This is a genomic window from Klebsiella quasipneumoniae subsp. quasipneumoniae (assembly GCF_020525925.1).
In the GTDB taxonomy this organism is placed as follows: Bacteria; Pseudomonadota; Gammaproteobacteria; order Enterobacterales; family Enterobacteriaceae; genus Klebsiella; species Klebsiella quasipneumoniae.
This window is the reverse complement of the sequence record NZ_CP084876.1, coordinates 203190-222690: the sequence shown is the minus strand read 5'-3', so window position 1 is coordinate 222690 and position 19501 is coordinate 203190. Positions and strand designations below refer to the sequence as shown.

The window sequence follows — 19501 nt, the reverse complement described above, 5'->3', positions numbered from 1 at the left end:
GTATTGCTCACAAAAGCATTCCCCGGAATAGCGGGAATACGCCCCCCACCTCTCCCACACGGGGAGAGGGGGTCAGGCATCGTGCTTATTATTCGACAGAGACGTTATCGAAGTGGTGTTTACCCAGCGGATCCACCACATAGCCTTTGACTTCTTTACGCACTGGCTCGTAAACGGTGGAGTGAGCGATGATCAGCGCCGGAGCCTGGTCATGCATCACTACCTGAGCCTGTTTGTACAGTTCAATACGCTTGTTGTGGTCGTCGGTGGCGCGGGCCGGCTGAATCAGATCTTCAAACGGCTTATAGCACCAGCGCGAGTAGTTGGAGCCGTCTTTCGCCGCGGCGCAGCTGAACAGGGTCGCGAAGAAGTTATCCGGATCCCCGTTGTCGCCGGTCCAGCCCATCATGACGGTCTGGTGCTCGCCCGCTTTCGCGCGTTTCAGATACTCGCCCCACTCGTAGGTGACGATCTTGGCCTGGACGCCAATCTTGGCCCAGTCGGCCTGGATCATCTCCGCCATACGGCGGGCGTTCGGGTTATACGGTCGCTGTACCGGCATCGCCCACAGGTCGATAGTGAAGCCTTTTTCCAGGCCCGCTTCTTTCAGCAGCTGCTTCGCCTTCTCCGGATCGTAGGTGTAGTCTTTGACGTCGTCGTTATAGCCCCACATGGTCGGCGGGATCAGGTTCTTCGCCGCCTGGCCTGCGCCCTGGTAAACCGCTTTGATGATCGCTTCTTTGTTAACCGCGTAGGTCAGCGCCTGACGAACTTTCACATCGTCCAGCGGTTTCTTCTCGGTGTTGAAGGAGAGATAACCGACGTTCAGACCCGGCTGTTCCAGCAGGGTAATGTTTTTATCTTCCTTCATGCGCGCGATGTCCGCCGGGTTAGGATACGGCATCACCTGGCACTCATTTTTCTGCAGCTTGGCGTAGCGCACGGAGGCATCCGGGGTGATGGAGAAGACCAGACGATCGATCTTCGGCTTGGTGCCCCAGTAGCCCGGGAAGGCTTTATACAGAATGCGGGAATCTTTCTGGTACTGCAGCAGCTGGAATGGACCGGTACCGATAGGATTGAGGTCTACTTTTTCCGGCGTGCCGGCTTTCAGCATGTTGTCGGCATACTCTTTAGAGAGAATGGAAGCGAAGTCCATGGCCAGGTCAGCGAGGAACGGCGCTTCCGGGCGGGTCAGGACGAACTGGACGGTTTTATCGTCCACTTTCTTCACTTCGCTAATCAGGTCTGGTAACCCCATCCCTTCAAAGTATTCATAGCTGCCGCCAGAAACTTTATGGTACGGGTTATTGGTATTCTTCTGTCGATCGAAGGAGAACACCACGTCATCGGCGTTCAGGTCACGGGTTGGTTTAAAGTCTTTATTATCCTGCCACTTCACGCCCTGACGCAGGTGGAAAGTATAGGTTTTTCCGTCCGCACTAACTTCCCATTTCTCAGCCAGTCCCGGAATAACTTCCGTCGTACCGGTTTTGAATTCGACCAGGCGGTTGTAGATGGGTACGGAACTGGCGTCATAGGTGGTGCCAGAGGTGAAGAGCTGTGGGTTAAAGCCTTCCGGCGAGCCTTCTGAACAATAAACCAGGGTTTTCGCTTGCACGCTGGCGGCGACGGTCATGGCGACCAGGCTCAGACCAAGCTTCAGCATCCCTGATTTCTTCAAGGAAATACTCATTATTCTGCTCCAAAACTGTGATGTTGTTTGCATATATCCGCCAGACCTTTATTTATTTTTATTCGTCATATTTCGAACCACGGATGCGTTGGCTGCGCTCGATTATCCCAGTCACATCGTTATCTATGTTCCTGGGGATTAGCAAACTTGCCGCCTTCCCGCAGCGCGAACTATTTAGAATATACCCGGTCCGGTCGGTGGTGCCCGAAGGCGTAGAGAGAGATGGGGATTCCTTTCGCAAAAACGACTGAGTTGCAGTACGGATTCTCCATGAAATGCCCCTCATGCCCTACAATCTGTCAACAGAATGGGGAAACGTCAATATAGCCAGCCGGGTTTTACATCCAGCGTGAGAAACGGCAGGCAAAGATTAAAAAAACTTCAAGACGCTATTTTCAGCAGAGAAATTTATGCTACAGGCGAATATGCAGAATAAAGACCTTATTAAGGTACGACACCCAGTGGGAAACAATGCCAGCAAATGAGAAAAATTTCTTACTATGTGACCAATATGTGAGCGATTAATAGCGTGAACGTTAAAACGCACAGCGGAAAATGCTGCATTTAGCCATAAGCTTCGCGAAAAAAGATCTGTTCATCGATAAAAAAATGCAATGGAAGATGTCACAAAATAGCGAACAGCTGGCTGGAAATGGGGATAAAGACGTTTTTTGTGATTTTGATGGGGTTTTGGCCAGTAGCGCGCTGATTATGCCCGGCGGCGCTGCGCTTGCGCGGGCCTACGGAACACAAGTCGAACCTCCTGCCCCCGGAGGTTCTCATCCTCACTGGCCGCAGATGCAAAAAAGCCTGCTCATTGAGCAGGCTTTTCGAATTTGGTCGGTGATAGAGGATTCGAACCTCCGACCCCTTCGTCCCGAACGAAGTGCGCTACCAGGCTGCGCCAATCACCGAATGCGGGGCGCATCTTACTGCTGGGATGCACCCCCGTCAATGCCTTATTAGCAAAAAATCAATCAAGCGGCGAGAATCTCGCCACTATTGCTATTCCTTCGCCGCTTTCTTCGAAGCCAGCACGCGACACCAGTTGTTGTTCTCGTTGATCCCGCCATCCGGCGAGGTATAGCCGAGGCAGCCCATAATGGTGTCGTACAGCTCAACGTGGCGTCGCGGCACCTTCATCGCGGCCTGCTGCTGCAGATGGGCGAACGCGGCGGCATGATCGGGATTCTCCAGATATTTATCCGACATCCAGACCATCATCGGCACACGGAACTGTTCCGGCGGCGCCATCTTGCGCGGCGTACCGTGCAGATGTTCGCGCTCGTTAATCGACTCGCCATGGTCGGCGGCATAGAAGACAATCGCTTTCTTATCCCGCAGCTGGTCGAGGACGCTGACGATAAAGTGATCGACATAGGTCACGCTGTTGTCGTAGGAGTTAATCAGCTCCGCTTTAGAACATTTGTTGTCGACGCCGACACACTCCGGCTTCCACTGGGCGAAGCTGCGCGGATAGCGTTGGGTATAGTTAAAGTGCGAGCCTTTCGTATGCAGGATGATCAGGTGCTTACCGGAGGCGTTGCCCTGCGCCATACCGCGCTTCATCTCATCCACCAGCAGCATATCGTCAACGCTCTTGCCGCGGTTACGCGGTTCGGCGCCAATCTGCTCGCGATAGGCGATATTGTTAGCCATCGTGTTGCTGTAGAACCACATCTCACTCTGCATAGCGTACAGATTGCCGCTGAAGCCCAGTTGATGCAGCACCGCAAAGACGTTCTGCTCTTTGAGGGTCCGCTGCGGATTATCCTCTGCCCCGCCCTGACGCACAAACATGCAGCGTAACGACAGCTTGGTGGCGGTATCGCACGAGTAGCCGCGGAAGGCGACCAGATTCTTCTCTTTCGCCAGCTCTGGCGTGGTGTTGCGGCTATAGCCGAGGATGCCCATATGATCCCAGCGGGTGGTTTCGCCAATGATAAACACCACGTAGGTGTCATCGAGCCCTTCCGGGGCGACGTAGGTAAATTTCTTCGCCGGGTTAATCAGCGATTTGTTGTCTGAGGATTCATCCACCTGCGCCCAGGCGTACAGCCCCAGCGCCGACAGCCAGTTCGATGGCAGGTAGGAGTTGGCGATCACCCCGCCGTAGCTCGGCATATCCACTTCAGAATGGCGCTCTACATCGTGTTGGCGCAGCTCAAGCAGGCGGATGGGGCCCCAGACGATGAGGCCGGCCAGCACCACGATCAGCACGTTTTTAACCCGCTGGCCCGGGGTACGCAGTTGGCGCAGCAGCGTATGACGGCAACGGTTGCTCCAGATAAACAGCAGCGGCGGGGCGCTCACCGCCGCCAGCCAGAGGATCAAATGCCAGCCGATGACCTCTTTCGACAGGTCGATATCGGTGGTCATCACCGAGGCGATAATCCCGTAGCCAATCACCACGTTGAGGAACGTCATGTAATAACTGGCGGCGGCGGAAAACAGAACAATCAGCGTCGCCAGAATGCGCCAGATACGGCGGCCGAACAGCGACAGAAGACGTAACAGGAAGAAGGTGACAAAGACCGTGGCCACCAGTTCAACGACCCCGGAAAGCCCTTTCCAGAAAGTGAACTCTTGAGCATAACCATCGAAACGCCGAAAAAAAACGGCGACGTTCATAAACCAGCCGATGTACAGAGCCAGCCAAAAACTAAGCTTCTGCTGCGTCATCGTTCTAATATATTTCATGCAAGCAAACCTGGAAAAAGAAGAATAAAACACCGCCTGACGCTGTGGCATGAGTCAGTAGGCTAATAGGGTGCGTTAGGGTTGGTTATCAGAAACCTCTACAAAGCGCGATAAGTAGACCACAGGGAACGGGAAAAGTATCAGGAGGGAATGTGATCCAGCCAAACATTTACAAAACATTTGGCTGGATTGGCACTATTTGCTTAGGGTATTAATCAGGGGCACGTTTCACGCTGCAGGTTTCAGGCGTGCGCCTCGCTATAGACACTGCCTTTTGGCTGACGAATGGTAGTGGAAAGTGCCAGCGAAATAATCAGCAGAGCGAAGATCACGCAGAAGGTGACGTAGAAGCCCCCGAACAGCGAAGCGATGAGGGAACCGCAGATGCTGCCGATACCAAAGCCCAGATAAATGACGCCATAGTTTTTCGCCAGGTTGTTCAGACCGAAGAATTCACTGACCAGCGACGGGAAGACGGTGATGGTTCCGCCAAAGTTAAAGGCGACGCAGGCAATCGCGGCGAAAAAGGTCATGGCATTCAGCGGAGCGAACAGCAGCGCGGCCATCCCCACCAGCGACACTACCTGACCGAGGGTGATCACGCGAATGCGGGAGATTTTATCGGACAGGATACCTAACACCAGGCGACCGCTAAGGTTAGCGATTGAGATAACCGTTACCGCATTAGCCGCCGTGGCGACATCCAGATGGACCATCCCCTGCGCGATATCTTTCGCCACGCCAATCACATACAGACCGCTCATGCAGGCCGTCAGGAACATCACCGCCAGCATCCAGTACTGCGGTTTACGCATCGATTCGGCGAGAGTAAAGTCGTTTTCCACGACGCCGTTGGCCGCGGTGGTCGCCGTATGATTTGGCGCATCTTTCATCAGGGTCGCGCCAAAGACGATCATCACCAGCACGATAGCGCCCCAGATGACGAAGGTTTTTTCCAGACCGACGGTGGCCAGCAGATGAGTATCAATGAATTTGAACCCCAGGCTGCCGAGGCCATAGGAACCGATGGAGAAGGCGGAAATCAGCCCTTTGCGTTCCGGGAACCACTTCACGCAGTTCGACAGGGTCAGCAGATAACCGGCGCCGTCCGCCAGCCCCACCAGCACGCCCGCGCTCAGCCACAGCATCATCAGGCTGTTGGAGTGCGCGGTCAGGAAGAAGCCCAGTCCGAGCAGGATCCCGGAGGCCATGGTGACGCGCTTCACGCCGAAACGCTCCTGCAGCTTGCCGGCGACCGACGAGGAGAGCGCCAGCCCGAGGCTCAGCAGGCCAAAGGAGAAGGCGACCTGGCTGACCGGTTCGCCCAGTTTGTCAGACAGTGAACTGTTAAACAGGCTCCAGGTATAAACCGAACCGAGAGCGAATTGGGTGATGATGGTGCCGATAAGCGTAAGCCAGCGGGTCGATTGACGGTTTGCAGCGTTCATAGCAGTTGTCCTGATAAATTAACTGCCACCACAATAGCGAAGGCCCCTCATCCAGTTGGGGAAAAAGGCATGAACTGCCATCAGCAGGGAATGAAATGCATTAATGGCGGAATGAATGGCATTGCATGACATTCATTCCGCGAATATCAGCAAAAAAGTTAGTGTGCGCTATCTCACAGAAATGCGCCATTACTGAGATTTAACAATAACCGCATCGTTTCAAACGCGTAACAATCCCCGCTCAAAAGTTGGCGCTGACCCCCATCAGATAGAGCGTATTTTCCCCCGACAGGACATTATCCGCCTGCGACAGGGTGGCCCATGCCGCCACATGCGATCCCAGCGGCATATCGGCGCCCAGGGTGACATCACTCCAGCCGCCCTCTCTGGCGCGAGTGGTCGGCGACCAGGCATCGCTGGCGAGCGACTGGTTATAGCTCACCTGAGCCCAGGGGTGCACGCCCCACAGCGACTGATAATCCATACGCCAGCCGAGCGTGTTGACATATCCCGTCTCGCCAACGCTTTTCGTCGCCGGCGCGCTGTAGTCGCTGCGCAGACTGGCCACCGGCCCGGAGGTCATGCCGTTTGCCAGCAGATAATTCCAGCCGACGCTCATCCCCCGGCTGCTGTCCGGCGGCGCCAGCCCCTGGTTTAACGCCAGTCCGCCCGGCGTTTCAGACGACTTCATCCGCTCGGCGAGGATATCTTCATAGCGTGGTTGGTGATCGCTATCCCATGTATAACGTTCCGACGTATTACTTTTTGTATCGATAGCGATATATTCCTGTTGCCAGGCATTCGCTCCAGAGACACACGATACCCAGACGGATACGCACACCGGGAACAAGAACCCCCGGAGGCCATTGCATTTCTTTATTATCATTAATGCGACTCCAGAAAAGAGCCGAATCGGCATTATTGCTGTGTTTTTTTGGGGATACGATTTCCCTGTATTAACTATTATCTTTATCTTTCAGTCGTCAAGCCGGGGCGTCCACTTTTTTAGCGCAGAGGGAGAAATAGCTATGCAGCGTTGCGGATGGGTGAGTCAGGATCCGTTATATATCGAGTATCACGATACCGAATGGGGTGTCGCGCAAAAAGCGTCCCAGCGGCTGTTTGAAATGATCTGCCTTGAAGGCCAGCAAGCCGGGTTGTCGTGGATCACGGTGTTAAAAAAACGGCAGAACTATCGCCAGGCTTTTCACCAGTTCGATCCGGTGCGCGTGGCGGCGATGGGGGACGATGATGTCGAGCGGCTGCTGCAGGATGCCGGGATTATCCGCCATCGGGGAAAAATCCAGGCCATTATCGGCAACGCCCGGGCGTATCTGGCGATGGAGGAAAATGGCGAGTCGTTCACTGATTTTGTCTGGTCTTTCGTCGACAATGCGCCGCAGGTCACCCGCGCGGCGACGCTGGCGGAGATCCCGACCACGACGCCGGCCTCTGATGCGCTGTCTAAAGCGTTGAAAAAACGCGGCTTTAAGTTTGTCGGTTCGACGATCTGTTACTCTTTTATGCAGGCCTGCGGGCTGGTCAACGACCATGTCACCGGCTGCTTCTGTCACCCGGGAGGTCAGGATGATCCGCAAGTGGGTCGCTAAAGATAATACACCGCTGCTGGCCCTGTGGCTGGATAGTACGATCCATGCCCATCCCTTTATCAGCGAAAGCTACTGGCGCGACAGCGTCGCGGTGGTACGGGACGTCTATCTTCCCGCCGCCAGCACCTGGGTCTGGGAGCGCGACGGAGAGCTAAAAGGCTTTGTCAGCGTGCTGGAGTCCCGCTTCGTCGGCGCGCTGTTCGTCGCGCCGGACGCCATCCGCCAGGGCATTGGCCGGGCGCTGCTGGATGAAGTCAAGCAGCACTACGCCTGGCTTAGCCTTGAGGTTTATCAGAAAAACGAATCAGCGGTCAGTTTCTACCATGCGCAAGGCTTCCGCATTGAAGATTGCGCATGGCAGGACGATACTCAGCACCCCACCTGGATTATGCGCTGGCCGGCGGATCAAATGCTGTAAGCGGCAGCGCCGGGCCGGTATATTTCTCCAGCCACGCCAGGGCGGTGTTCCCGGCACAGCCGTTGCCCAGCCGGGATGTCGGGATATCTTTGGTTAAGACGTTCACCGCCCCGTTTTTGCAGATGCCCGCCACCGGATCCAGGTCGGGCCACGCCCCTTCATGCAGGCATATCACCCCCGGGCGGATCCCCTCCGTCACCACCGCGCCGGCCAGCACCTGACCGCGGGCGTTCCACACCCGCACCAGATCGCCATCGGCAATCCCCCGCGCCCGGGCATCCTGCGGATGAATAGTCAACGGTTCGCGTCCGGCGACGGCATAGCGTTCGCGCAGCGCGGAGTAGTTCAGTTGACTGTGCAGACGGTGTGCCGGATGGGCCGACAGCAGCTGCAGCTGCCCCGCCTCGGCGTTGCCATGCCACTCGTCGGGCTCCAGCCACATCGGGTGCGGCGGGCAGTCGGCGTAGCCAAAGGCGGCGATGGTCGGCGAGTGGATCTCAATTTTACCGCTCGCCGTTTTCAGCGGGTTGGCCAGGGGATCGTCGCGGAAGGCGGCGAAGCGGATGAAACGGGCATTCTCCGGCGCCTCCGGCATCTCAATCAGCTGGTTAGCCTGCCAGAATTCGGCAAACGGCGGCAGCGTCACCTGCTGCTGGGCGCCGCGCCGGGCGGCCATCTGATAGAAGGTCTCCAGCCACTGCAGATCGCTCTTCCCTTCGGTAAAGCGCTCGCGGCCGCCCGCCTCCCAACGTTCGCTGAGGTCGGCAAAGACCGCGAAATCATCGCGCGCTTCACCCCGCGGGGCGACCACCTGCTTCATCGGCACCAGATGCTGATTGCTGTAGTCCCCGGTCATCGTCAGATCGTTGCGCTCAAACGAGGTGGTCGCCGGCAGAACGATATCGGCATGACGCGCGGCGGTGGTCCAGAAGCATTCGGAGATGACGATAAGCTCTGGTTTCTGCCAGGCCTGAATCAGGCGATTGGTATCCTGGTGATGGGTAAAGTTGGCGCCGCCGGCCCACCAGATAAAGCGAATATCGGGGAAGCGCCGCGCCATGCCGTTGTGCTGATACTCCGCACCCGGATGCTCCAGCGCCTCGACAATCCGCGCGACCGGGATCTTCTCCACGGCGTCCACGCCTCCGGCCACGCTCCCCTGCATCGAGCCCAGCACCGCCGCGCGGCGGGTCGGGTTGCCGCCGTTGGCGAAATGGTAGGAAAGCCCAAACCCGCCCCCCGGGGTGCCAATCTGCCCCAGCATCGCGGCCAGGGTGACCAACATCCAGTGTTTCTGCTCGCCATACTGCTGGCGCTGCATGCCCCAGCCAGACATCAGCATGGTGGTTTTTTCGTGGAAAAGTTTCGCCAGTTCGCGGATCTTATCTGCTGAGACGCCGCAAATAGCCGCCGCCCAGTCGGCGGTTTTCGCCACGCCGTCGCTTTCGCCGATCAGGTAGCGGGCAAAAATCTCGTAGCCGCTGGCGCAGCGGGCAAGAAACTCGTCGTCCTGCCAGCCATTCTCCACCAGCGTATGGGCGATACCCAGCATCAACGCGACGTCGGTGCCCATATGCGGCGCGATCCACTCCATCGAATCGCCAAAGAAATCGACCGTTTCCGATCGCATCGGATCGATGCAGATCAAGCGTTTACCGCTCTGACGCAGCCGGTCGAACCACGGGATACCCTGCTCGTCGGAGGCGTTCCAGGCAATTTTCAGCGTGTTCAGCGGGTTGGCGCTCCACAGCACCACTACCTCGCTGTGCTCCAGCACCAGCGGCCAGCTGGTCTGCTGCTGATACACCTCATTGCCCCCCACGACGTAAGGCATGATCGCCTGCGCCGCGCCGGTGGAGTAATCCCCGAGATGGCCGGTGTAGCCGCCCGCCAGGCTCATATAGCGCTGCAGCAGGGTGGCCGCCTTATGCAGGACGCCGTTAGAACGCCAGCCGTAGGAGCCGGCAAAAATGGAGGCCGGTCCATAGCTTTCGCGGATCCGACGATGCTGGGCATCGATCAGATCCAGCGCCTGCTCCCAGCTCACCCGCACAAATTCATCCTGACCGCGGACCCCCTGGGGCTTGTCCGGAGAGGCGAGAAAGCCTTTGCGCACCATCGGGTAGCGCACGCGGGTTTTGCTGTGCACCTGGTCGCGCACCGCCGTTTGCAGCGAATTGGCAAACGGCGTCGCCAGCGCGCCGCGGGAGGAGAGGACGTTTTCCCCGTCCGTTTCCACCAGCATCGGTCCCCAGTGGGCGGCGGTTAAAATGGTTTTGGTTGCAGATGAGGTTGGCAAAGGCGGCTCCTGGTCAGCGAAGGCAGGTGTGGTGACGGCGCGAATCGGCGCCGTTCAATGTTATTTACAAAATGAGATGGTATGCGGGGAATTTTCTACGTATTCGCGCGTCATAATCAACCGTCACGTTCGCTGTGGCAAAGAATAAAAAGGATTAAGGACATTAAATGAAAAAACGCGTACTTATGATTGCGGCTCTGGTCAGCGGCGCCCTGGCCGTTTCCGGCTGCACCACCAACCCCTATACCGGTGAGCGTGAAGCAGGCAAATCCGGTATTGGCGCAGGTATTGGCTCCTTAGTGGGCGCTGGCGTCGGCGCGCTTTCCTCCTCCAAACACGACCGCGGCAAAGGCGCGCTGATTGGCGCAGCGGCAGGCGCGGCGCTGGGCGGCGGCATTGGCTACTACATGGACGTGCAGGAAGCGAAGCTGCGCGACAAAATGCAGGGAACCGGGGTCAGCGTGACGCGAAATGGTGACAACATCGTGCTGAACATGCCGAATAACGTCACTTTCGACAGCAACAGCGCCAACCTGAAACCGGCCGGCGCCAACACCCTGACCGGCGTGGCCATGGTGCTGAAAGAGTATGAGAAAACCGCCGTTAACGTCGTCGGCTACACCGACAGCACCGGCAGTAAGGACCTGAATATGCGTCTGTCGCAGCAGCGTGCTGACAGCGTCGCCAGCGCGCTGATCACCCAGGGCGTGGCGGCCAACCGCATTCGCACCACCGGCATGGGCCCGGCGAACCCCATCGCCAGCAACAGCACGGCGGAAGGCAAGGCGCAGAACCGTCGCGTGGAAATCACCCTCAGCCCGCTGCAATAAGCGCATCCTCATGTTGCCCGGCCGCGCCTCTGCCGGGCAAAATGCTTGATATCGCTATTTTTCGCGCTAAGGTGTTGGCAGATTTTCAGCAAAGGAAGCCACCATGGCGAAAGCGGCGCGTGCAACCATTAGCGATGTGGCGAAAGCCGCAAAGACCGGCAAAACCAGCATTTCACGGTATCTTAACGGCGAGAAGCATCTGCTTTCCGACGATCTGTTATCACGTATTGAACAAGCCATTGCCGAACTCGACTACCGCCCCAGCCTGATGGCCCGCGGCCTCAAGCACGGCCGAACCCGCCTCATCGGCCTGATCATCGCCGATATCACCAACCCCTATTCGGTCAACGTCATGAGCGGCATTGAAGCGGCCTGCCGGGAAAAGGGCTTCACCCTGCTGGTGTGTAACACCAATAACGAGCTGGATCAGGAGCTGCACTACCTCGACCTGCTGCGCAGCTACCAGGTGGAAGGCATCGTCGTCAACGCGGTCGGCATGCGGGAGGATGGCCTGAACCGCCTGCAGCAGTCGGCCCTGCCGATGGTGCTGATTGACCGTAAAATCCCCGATTTCGCCTGCGATGTGGTCGGGCTTGATAACGCCCAGGCCGCCACCACCGCCACCGAACACCTGGTGGAGAAAGGCTTTGAGGCCATCCTGTTTCTTAGCGAACCGCTGGGGTCGGTCAATACCCGCCGCGAGCGCCTGAGCGCCTTCCGCGCCACGCTCACCCGCCACCACGGCGTGGTGGCCGAAAACGCCGAAGTGCAGCTCAACGACGGCGCGATGATGGACAACGTCCTGCGCCAGTTCCACGCCCGCCACCGCGGGATGCGCAAAGCGGTGATCTCCGCCAACGGCGCACTGACGCTGCAGGTGGCCCGCGCCCTGAAGCGCGTCGGCCTGATCTGGGGCAGCGATATCGGCCTGCTGGGCTTCGACGAACTGGAGTGGGCGGAGCTGGCTGGCGTCGGCATCACCACCCTCAAACAGCCGACGTGGCAGATCGGCTACGCGGCGGTGGAACAGGTGATTCGGCGCATTGCTGGCAGTAACGACCCCATCTGCGAGCGGGTCTTCTCCGGCGAGCTTATCGTCCGCGGATCAACTTCCCGTTAACGATCCTTCGTGATGCCGATCATAAATTAAACATCTCGCCCTTTCTTATGGAACCGATACCATCTAGCGTAATAAGGAGATTAAGCAACAAACGCCGGGAGTAAGAGCGCGATGGCCAGAAAAATTATTGTCGTTACCGCTGCGTATGGTAATGACCATGTTAAATCCTTAGGCGGCCAGGCCGCCGTCCTGCCGTTTATCGCCGACGCCGGCGCGGACGGCGTCGAAATCCGCCGCGAGCTGTTCAGCGCCGAAGAGCTCAACGCCCTGCCGACGCTGGCCGCCACCATTGAGCGCCACGGCCTGCTGGCCTGCTACTCCGCGCCCCAGGCGCTGTTCGCCGACAACGGCGAGCTTAACCCGCATCTCCCGACGCTGCTCGCGGAAGCGCAGACTCTTAACGCCCTGTGGCTGAAGCTCTCCCTTGGCCATTTCCGCCACAACCAGCAGCTCGACGAACTGCGCCATATCCTCAGCGACAGCGGCATGGCGCTGGTGGTGGAGAATGACCAGACCGACTGCGGCCAGCTGGCGCCGATGCAGCGCTTCAAAGCCGCCTGTCGGGTCCATCAGCTGCCGATCACCTTAACGTTTGATATGGGCAACTGGCTGTGGGTCGGCGATTCGCCGGAAGAGGCCGCCCGCCATCTTGCGCCGGCGGTCAGCTATATTCATGTAAAAGCGGCGGAGCCTCATCAGGAGAAATTCCGCGCTGTGCCGCCGGATCAGGCCGCCGACCGCTGGCTGGCCCTGCTCGATAATCTTCCCGCCGACGCGCCGCGTGGAATCGAGTTTCCGCTGACTGGCCATGACCTGACGGCCGTGACCCGCCGCTACGTCAACCTGTTACGCGAGGAATAAGCCGTGGAAAATTTAGATGTCATCACCATCGGCGAAGCTATGGCCATGTTTGTCGCCACCGAAACCGGCGATCTGGCCGAGGTGGAGCATTTTATGAAACGTGTCGCCGGCGCTGAGCTGAACGTCGCCACCGGCCTGGCGCGCCTGGGTCTGAAGGTCGGCTGGGTCAGCCGCGTCGGCAACGACAGCTTTGGCCGCTTCGTGCTGCAATCGCTGGCGAAAGAGGGGATCGATAGCCACGCTGTCGCCGTCGACAACCGCTTCGCTACCGGTTTCCAGATGAAATCGAAAGTCGAAAATGGAACCGATCCCATTGTGGAATATTTCCGCAAAGGTTCTGCCGCCAGCCATCTGTCGCCGGACGATTTTCGCGCCGACTACTTCACCAGCGCCCGTCATCTGCACCTGAGCGGTGTGGCCGCCGCGCTCTCTGAAAGCTCATATGCGCTGCTGGAGCATGCGGCGAAGGTCATGAAAGCCGAGGGCAAAACCCTCTCTTTCGACCCCAATCTGCGGCCGGTGCTGTGGAAAAGTGAAGCCGAGATGGTGGAGAAACTCAACCGTCTCGCCTTCCAGGCTGACTGGGTTTTGCCAGGCTTAAAAGAGGGCGTCATCCTCACCGGCCAGCAGACCCCGGAGGGGATCGCCGATTTCTATCTCTCGCGCGGCGTCAAGGCGGTGGTCATTAAAACCGGCTGCGACGGCGCCTGGTTCAAGAGCGCCTGCGGCGAACAGGGAACGGTTGATGCCATCAAAGTCGAAAACGTCGTCGATACCGTCGGCGCCGGCGACGGCTTTGCCGTCGGGGTGATTAGCGCCCTGCTGGAAGGCAAAACCCTGCTTCAGGCGGTGAACCGCGGCAATAAAATCGGTTCGCTGGCCATTCAGGTCCAGGGCGACAGCGAGGGGCTGCCCACCCGCGACGCGCTGGGCGAATAACATTTATACGCAACAATAACAGCCGTCCTGTACCCTACCTGCAGCGCGGCACAGCAGCGTCCGTTTCGACGGACGTATGTCACCTCATTGATAGAGGCAAGCCTATGAATAGCTCAACAAATGCAACGAAACGCTGGTGGTACATCATGCCTATCGTGTTTATCACGTATAGCCTGGCGTACCTAGACCGCGCCAACTTCAGCTTCGCCTCCGCGGCAGGCATTACCGAAGACCTGGGCATCACCAAGGGGATCTCCTCCCTGCTGGGGGCCCTGTTCTTCCTCGGCTACTTCTTCTTCCAGATCCCCGGCGCTATCTATGCGGAGCGCCGCAGCGTTCGCAAACTGATCTTTATCTGCCTGATCCTGTGGGGCGGCTGCGCCTCCCTGACCGGGATTGTGCATAATATCCCGGCGCTGGCGGCCATTCGCTTTATCCTCGGCGTCGTCGAAGCGGCGGTGATGCCGGCGATGCTGATCTATATCAGCAACTGGTTCACCAAATCCGAGCGCTCGCGGGCCAATACCTTCCTGATCCTCGGCAACCCGGTGACGGTCCTGTGGATGTCGGTGGTCTCCGGCTACCTGATTCAGGCCTTCGGCTGGCGGGAAATGTTCATCATCGAAGGGGTGCCGGCGGTGATCTGGGCCTTCTGCTGGTGGGTGCTGGTGAAAGATAAACCGTCGCAGGTATCCTGGCTGGCGGAGAGTGAAAAAGCCGCGCTGCAGGAACAACTGGATCGTGAACAGCAGGGCATCAAAGCGGTGCGTAACTATGGCGAGGCCTTCCGCTCCCGCAACGTGATCCTACTCTGCGCTCAGTACTTTGCCTGGAGCATCGGCGTGTACGGTTTTGTACTGTGGCTGCCGTCGATTATCCGCAGCGGCGGCGAAAATATGGGGATGGTGGAAGTGGGCTGGCTCTCTTCGGTTCCGTACCTGGCGGCGACTATCGCCATGATCGTGGTCTCCTGGGCCTCCGATAAAATGCAGAACCGTAAGCTGTTCGTCTGGCCGCTGCTGCTGATTGGCGGACTGGCCTTCATCGGCTCCTGGGCGGTCGGCGCCAACCACTTCTGGGTCTCTTACACCCTGCTGGTGGTGGCTGGTGCGGCAATGTATGCGCCTTACGGCCCCTTCTTCGCCATTATTCCGGAAATGCTGCCACGCAACGTCGCCGGCGGCGCGATGGCGCTGATAAACAGCATGGGCGCCCTGGGCTCCTTCTGCGGCTCGTGGTTTGTCGGCTACCTGAACGGTGCCACCGGCAGCCCCGCAGCTTCCTATATTTTTATGGGGGTGGCGCTTTTCGCCTCAGTATGGCTGACTTTGATTGTTAAGCCTGCTAATAATCAAAACCTTCCACTTGGCGCTCATCACGCCTGAACGACTCACACTACGGAGATTCGCATGAAGCCGTCTGTCATTCTCTATAAAACGCTTCCCGACGACCTGCTACAGCGTCTGGAGGAGCACTTTTCCGTCACTCAGGTGAAAAACCTGCGGCCGGAGACCGTTTCGCAGCACGCTGAGGCCTTCGCCCAGGCTGAGGGCCTGCTGGGCTCCAGCGAAAAGGTTGACGCCGCGCTGCTGGAGAAGATGCCGAAGCTGCGTGCGACCTCCACCGTGTCCGTTGGCTATGACAACTTCGACGTCGAGGCGCTGAACGCCCGCCGGGTGCTGCTGATGCATACCCCGACCGTGCTGACCGAGACCGTCGCCGACACGATCATGGCGCTGGTGCTGAGCACCGCCCGCCGGGTGGTGGAAGTGGCGGAGCGCGTCAAAGCGGGCGAGTGGACGAAGAGCATTGGGCCAGACTGGTTCGGCACCGACGTACACCATAAAACCTTAGGTATCGTCGGCATGGGCCGCATCGGCATGGCGCTGGCGCAGCGCGCCCACTTCGGGTTCGGCATGCCGATCCTGTACAACGCGCGCCGCCAGCATCCGCAGGCAGAAGAGCGCTTCAACGCCCGCTATTGCGATCTCGATACCCTGCTGCAGGAAGCCGATTTTGTCTGCCTGATCCTGCCCCTGAGCGAAGAGACCCACCATCTGTTCGGTCAGGCGCAGTTCGCCAAAATGAAGTCTTCCGCCATCTTTATTAACGCCGGGCGCGGCCCGGTGGTCGATGAGCAGGCGCTGATCGCCGCCCTGCAGGCGGGGGAGATTCACGCTGCCGGCCTTGATGTCTTCGAGCACGAGCCGCTGGCTAAAGATTCGCCGCTGCTGAGCCTGCCGAACGTCGTCGCGCTGCCGCATATCGGCTCCGCCACCCATGAGACGCGCTACAACATGGCGGCCTGCGCGGTGGATAACCTGATCGATGCCCTGAACGGCAAGGTCGAGAAAAACTGCGTCAATCCGCAGGTAAAATAAGCCATAAAAAAACCCGGGTAGCGGCGGCCATCGCCCTCCCCGGGTTCTTTTTGCATTCTGTCCGTCATCCAGCCCGTTCGCCGCAGCTCACGTCAGCCAGACGGGGCATTAGCGGGTGGCGTTCACCGCCGCCGTCCATGCCTGATTAAACGCCTGATGCTGCGCCGCCAGCGGCCCAATCAGCGCATTATACTGGCTGGCCTGCTGCGAGGTCGGGAACTGAATGCCGTTGGCCACAAAGCTCACCTGGGTCCCCTGCTGAGCGACAAAATCCCCCACCTGAACCAGCTGCTGGGTAAAGATCTGCGCGGCCGGGATCAGCGGCTGCAGCGCGTCGGCTGGCGCGGTGACGACCTTGGCGTATACCTGATCGAAGACCGGCTTGAGATCGTCAGCCTGCTTCAGAGCGCCATGCGCGGCATCAGCCTGCATTTTGGCATTCTGCAGCTGCTGGCTGAGCACGCCCAGCGCGCCGTTCGCCTGACGCAGCGGCTCGCGCTGGGTCATATAGTCCTGCGGAACGCGGATCGCATTGACGCTATCCACCACCGGGCGCAGACCTGCGTCCATCGCCTGGCTCACCTGCTGCGAGTAGCCGTAGATCACCGCGTAGTCAGAGACAAACGGCCCAAACTGTTTTTTCTGATCGGCGGTCAGCGTCGGCAGTCGTTCACCGCTACGCATCGCCGTATTCTGCAGGAAGTCGATAAACGCTTTGCGCTGATCGCCCTCTTTATCAAAACACCCACTCAGGCTAACCACCATTAATAAGGCCGCCATAGCCGCAAACCAGCGAGAGCAGGACTTTCCTGTCGCCATTTTTTTACTCCTTTCAGCCAAAAAAAGCGCACAAAGACACTCACGTGCCAGACGCTGACAAGGATAGTCCAGCTCGGCCTCGCAGGATACCCTTTACTGCTAATCTTACGCAGGAAAAACGCCATTCCATACGCCGCTATCGCCGCCTGGCGCGTCTGTTATGCGCATCACAAATATGCGCTTTAAATCAGGCCGACGCATATCACGTAACTTATTGATATTCTTTAAACAAAAAATCCATCAACCGGCGCCTAGCCCGGAAGCGGACGATAATCGCACGCTTTGGCGCGCGCCCGGATTGCCTGGTCAGCGCTTCAATGATTTGATGAATGAGCGATTAACGGCGATGCGTTCGATTATCGCACAAATCAAACTCAATGACGCGAAGGCGACGATAATAACAAACCTCTGTCCCTCGCTCAGTCTGCCAGGAAAGCCGTATGACTAAGACAACCATCGACATTCAGGCCTTTATCAACGAGCACCCCTTCACCCGCTACCAGTGGATGATCCTCGCGCTCTGCTTCGTCACCGTCGCGATGGACGGGTTCGACACCGCGATCATCGGATTCATCGCCTCCGACCTGGTCCAGGAGTGGGGCGTGGAAAAATCCGCCCTCGGCCCGGTGATGAGCGCCGCGCTGGTGGGCCTGGCCGTCGGCGCGTTAACCGCGGGACCGCTGGCTGATCGTATCGGCCGCAAGAAAGTGCTGATTATGTCGATCGTGGTGTTCGGCGGATTCAGCCTGCTCACCGCCTTTGCCACCAGCCTTAACCAGCTGACGCTGCTGCGCTTTCTGACCGGCCTGGGCCTTGGCGCAGCGATGCCCAATGCCGCCACGTTAATGAGCGAATATGCGCCGGAGCGCCGTCGGGCGCTGCTGGTGAACCTGATGTTCGTCGGCTTTCCGATGGGATCGTCGCTGGGCGGCTTTTTATCCGCCTGGATGATCCCGCACTATGGCTGGCAGAGCGTGCTGGTGCTGGGCGGCGTGATGCCTCTCCTGCTGGCGGTGGCTTTAATTTTCCTGCTGCCGGAGTCCGCCCGCTATCTGGTGGTGAAGCGTCAGCCGGCGCAGCGCATTGCCGCCATCCTGCGGCGTATCGCGCCGCTGCCGGAGGCGGTGGAATTTGAGCTGCGCGAAGCAGGCCAGGTGAAAGAGAAGTCGGCTATCGGCGTCATTTTCTCCCCGCGCTACGCAGTGGGTACCGTGATGCTGTGCCTGACCTACTTCATGGGTCTACTGATCTTCTATCTCCTGACCAGCTGGCTGCCGCTGCTGATCCGTGAAACCGGCGCATCAATGAGTCAGGCCTCAATCATCACCGCTCTGTTCCCGCTCGGCGGCGGAATTGGCGTGCTGATCCTCGGCGCCCTGATGGACAAGATCAACCCCAATAAGGTGGTAGCCGTCGGCTGGCTGCTGACCGGCGTTTTCGTCTGTCTGGTCGGCTTCTCCACCAGCAGCCTGGCGCTGATGGGAGTGATGGTGTTTATCGCCGGCAGTATTATGAACGGCGCGCAGTCGTCGATGCCGGCGCTGGCGGCAGGCTTCTACCCGACGCAAGGGCGCGCCACCGGCGTCGCCTGGATGCTGGGAATCGGCCGCTTCGGCGGGATCCTCGGTGCGTTCAGCGGCGCCTTCCTGATGCAGGCCCAGCTCTCTTTTGAGACCATTTTCACTCTGCTGGCCATCCCGGCGTTCCTGTCAGCCATCGCGCTGCTGATTAAATACCGGGTCAGTAAATCAGCGCCCGTGGCGACAGAGGACGCGAGAGGTCTGCAGAAAGCCTGATCGATAAGCCGGCTGCCCGCGCCGGCTTTGCCGCTTTTTTCTTATCCGTTTACAAAAATTTTCGAAGCCACGCCATCGCGTTAGTAATCATTCTCTTAGGCTCCGTTGCCGTTTGGCTGACGGGGCCGATTCGATAACCTGCTGGCAAATAATCACGGACGTTACCATCCTTTACGCCTTTTTCTGACTATTCTTAAAGAGCTTTAGAAAAATCTCTTCCGCTGTGTGATAAAAGGAGTTCTCAATGGAATATAAAGATCCCGTGTTTGAACTGCTGAGCAGCCTGGAACACATCGTTTTTAAGGACGATAATCAGACACTTACCTCAAACCGTAAATCCACTGTGTTTAGTGAATTTGAACAGCTGCGTAAAGGCACTGGACTTAAGATTGACGACTTCGCCAACGCCATGGGCGTGAGCGTCGCCATGGTAAGAGAGTGGGAGTCGAGACGGGTAAGACCGTCCCCCACAGAGCTGAAATTAATGCGCCTGATTCAGGCCAATCCGCAGCTTTCAAGACAGTTACTCGATTAATCCAGCGCGCAGCGGCAAGGGCCAGTAAGGGAGCTTTTGCCGCTGCGCC

General features: G+C 58.3%; 17 protein-coding genes and 1 tRNA gene. 11 read left to right on the top strand and 7 right to left on the bottom strand.

Annotation, left to right across the window (positions count from 1 at the left end):
• Nucleotides 1-88: 88 nt before the first annotated feature.
• The 5 genes from dppA to LGM20_RS01050 all read right to left on the bottom strand — a co-directional run bounded on the left by dppA (nt 89) and on the right by LGM20_RS01050 (nt 6730).
• Nucleotides 89-1696 carry a dipeptide ABC transporter periplasmic-binding protein DppA gene (gene dppA, locus LGM20_RS01070; protein ID WP_032454329.1) on the bottom strand — a complete coding sequence of 536 codons (1608 nt, stop codon included), beginning with the start codon at nt 1694-1696 and terminating at the stop codon, nt 89-91.
• An 837-nt stretch (nt 1697-2533) separates the two neighbouring features.
• A tRNA-Pro gene (locus LGM20_RS01065) sits at nt 2534-2610 on the bottom strand.
• Nucleotides 2611-2701: 91 nt separating this feature from the next.
• On the bottom strand, nt 2702-4396 hold the full coding sequence (eptB, locus tag LGM20_RS01060; protein ID WP_044525017.1) for a kdo(2)-lipid A phosphoethanolamine 7''-transferase: 1695 nt from the start codon (nt 4394-4396) through the stop codon (nt 2702-2704).
• A gap of 242 nt (nt 4397-4638) precedes the next feature.
• The gene (locus LGM20_RS01055) at nt 4639-5844 is read right to left on the bottom strand and encodes an L-lactate MFS transporter (protein WP_023291312.1); all 1206 of its coding nucleotides are present in this window, start codon (nt 5842-5844) and stop codon (nt 4639-4641) included.
• 241 nt (nt 5845-6085) lie between these two features.
• Entirely contained in the window at nt 6086-6730 is a 645-nt protein-coding gene (locus LGM20_RS01050; RefSeq protein WP_044525018.1) for a hypothetical protein, read from the bottom strand.
• A gap of 142 nt (nt 6731-6872) precedes the next feature.
• Between LGM20_RS01050 and tag the strand changes: the two genes are divergently transcribed.
• Nucleotides 6873-7454, top strand: coding sequence for a DNA-3-methyladenine glycosylase I (gene tag, locus LGM20_RS01045; RefSeq protein WP_044525019.1), 582 nt, complete (start codon nt 6873-6875; stop codon nt 7452-7454).
• Nucleotides 7432-7872 carry an N-acetyltransferase gene (locus LGM20_RS01040; RefSeq protein ID WP_032454332.1) on the top strand — a complete coding sequence of 147 codons (441 nt, stop codon included), beginning with the start codon at nt 7432-7434 and terminating at the stop codon, nt 7870-7872. The genes tag and LGM20_RS01040 overlap by 23 nt, the downstream gene beginning before the upstream one ends.
• Here the strand turns inward: LGM20_RS01040 and LGM20_RS01035 are convergent.
• Nucleotides 7841-10171 (bottom strand): molybdopterin guanine dinucleotide-containing S/N-oxide reductase, encoded by a 2331-nt coding sequence (locus LGM20_RS01035; RefSeq protein ID WP_044525020.1) that lies wholly within the window; start codon nt 10169-10171, stop codon nt 7841-7843. The two genes, LGM20_RS01040 and LGM20_RS01035, sit on opposite strands and share 32 nt — an antisense overlap.
• A 167-nt stretch (nt 10172-10338) precedes the next feature.
• On the opposite strand from LGM20_RS01035, the gene LGM20_RS01030 reads away from it, so the two are divergent.
• From LGM20_RS01030 to ghrB, 6 genes are all read left to right on the top strand, one after another.
• A complete protein-coding gene (locus LGM20_RS01030) occupies nt 10339-11001 on the top strand; it encodes an OmpA family lipoprotein (protein ID WP_044525021.1) in 663 nt (220 codons plus the stop codon).
• 103 nt (nt 11002-11104) lie between these two features.
• Nucleotides 11105-12121: a LacI family DNA-binding transcriptional regulator gene (locus LGM20_RS01025; RefSeq protein ID WP_023291318.1), complete on the top strand. Its 1017-nt coding sequence runs from the start codon at nt 11105-11107 to the stop codon at nt 12119-12121.
• Between the two features lie 111 nt (nt 12122-12232).
• Nucleotides 12233-12982, top strand: a complete 750-nt coding sequence (locus LGM20_RS01020; protein ID WP_044525022.1) for a sugar phosphate isomerase/epimerase family protein — start codon at nt 12233-12235, stop codon at nt 12980-12982.
• Nucleotides 12983-12985: 3 nt separating this feature from the next.
• Nucleotides 12986-13921, top strand: a complete 936-nt coding sequence (locus LGM20_RS01015) for a sugar kinase (RefSeq protein WP_044525023.1) — start codon at nt 12986-12988, stop codon at nt 13919-13921.
• Between the two features lie 104 nt (nt 13922-14025).
• On the top strand, nt 14026-15306 hold the full coding sequence (locus LGM20_RS01010) for an MFS transporter (protein ID WP_004205006.1): 1281 nt from the start codon (nt 14026-14028) through the stop codon (nt 15304-15306).
• A gap of 24 nt (nt 15307-15330) precedes the next feature.
• On the top strand, nt 15331-16302 hold the full coding sequence (gene ghrB, locus LGM20_RS01005; RefSeq protein ID WP_023291320.1) for a glyoxylate/hydroxypyruvate reductase GhrB: 972 nt from the start codon (nt 15331-15333) through the stop codon (nt 16300-16302).
• A gap of 108 nt (nt 16303-16410) precedes the next feature.
• On the opposite strand, the gene LGM20_RS01000 is transcribed toward ghrB, so the two are convergent.
• Nucleotides 16411-17121, bottom strand: a complete 711-nt coding sequence (locus LGM20_RS01000) for a DUF3053 domain-containing protein (protein ID WP_002921929.1) — start codon at nt 17119-17121, stop codon at nt 16411-16413.
• 160 nt (nt 17122-17281) lie between these two features.
• Between LGM20_RS01000 and LGM20_RS00995 the strand changes: the two genes are divergently transcribed.
• From LGM20_RS00995 to LGM20_RS00985, 3 genes are all read left to right on the top strand, one after another.
• Nucleotides 17282-17569 (top strand): hypothetical protein, encoded by a 288-nt coding sequence (locus tag LGM20_RS00995; RefSeq protein ID WP_065812607.1) that lies wholly within the window; start codon nt 17282-17284, stop codon nt 17567-17569.
• Entirely contained in the window at nt 17562-18917 is a 1356-nt protein-coding gene (locus tag LGM20_RS00990) for an MFS transporter (RefSeq protein ID WP_044525024.1), read from the top strand. Before LGM20_RS00995 ends, LGM20_RS00990 begins: the two co-directional genes overlap by 8 nt.
• A 244-nt stretch (nt 18918-19161) precedes the next feature.
• Complete coding sequence (locus LGM20_RS00985; protein ID WP_004205010.1) at nt 19162-19452, top strand: HTH-type transcriptional regulator; 291 nt, start codon at nt 19162-19164, stop codon at nt 19450-19452.
• The last annotated feature ends 49 nt before the right edge of the window (nt 19453-19501 follow it).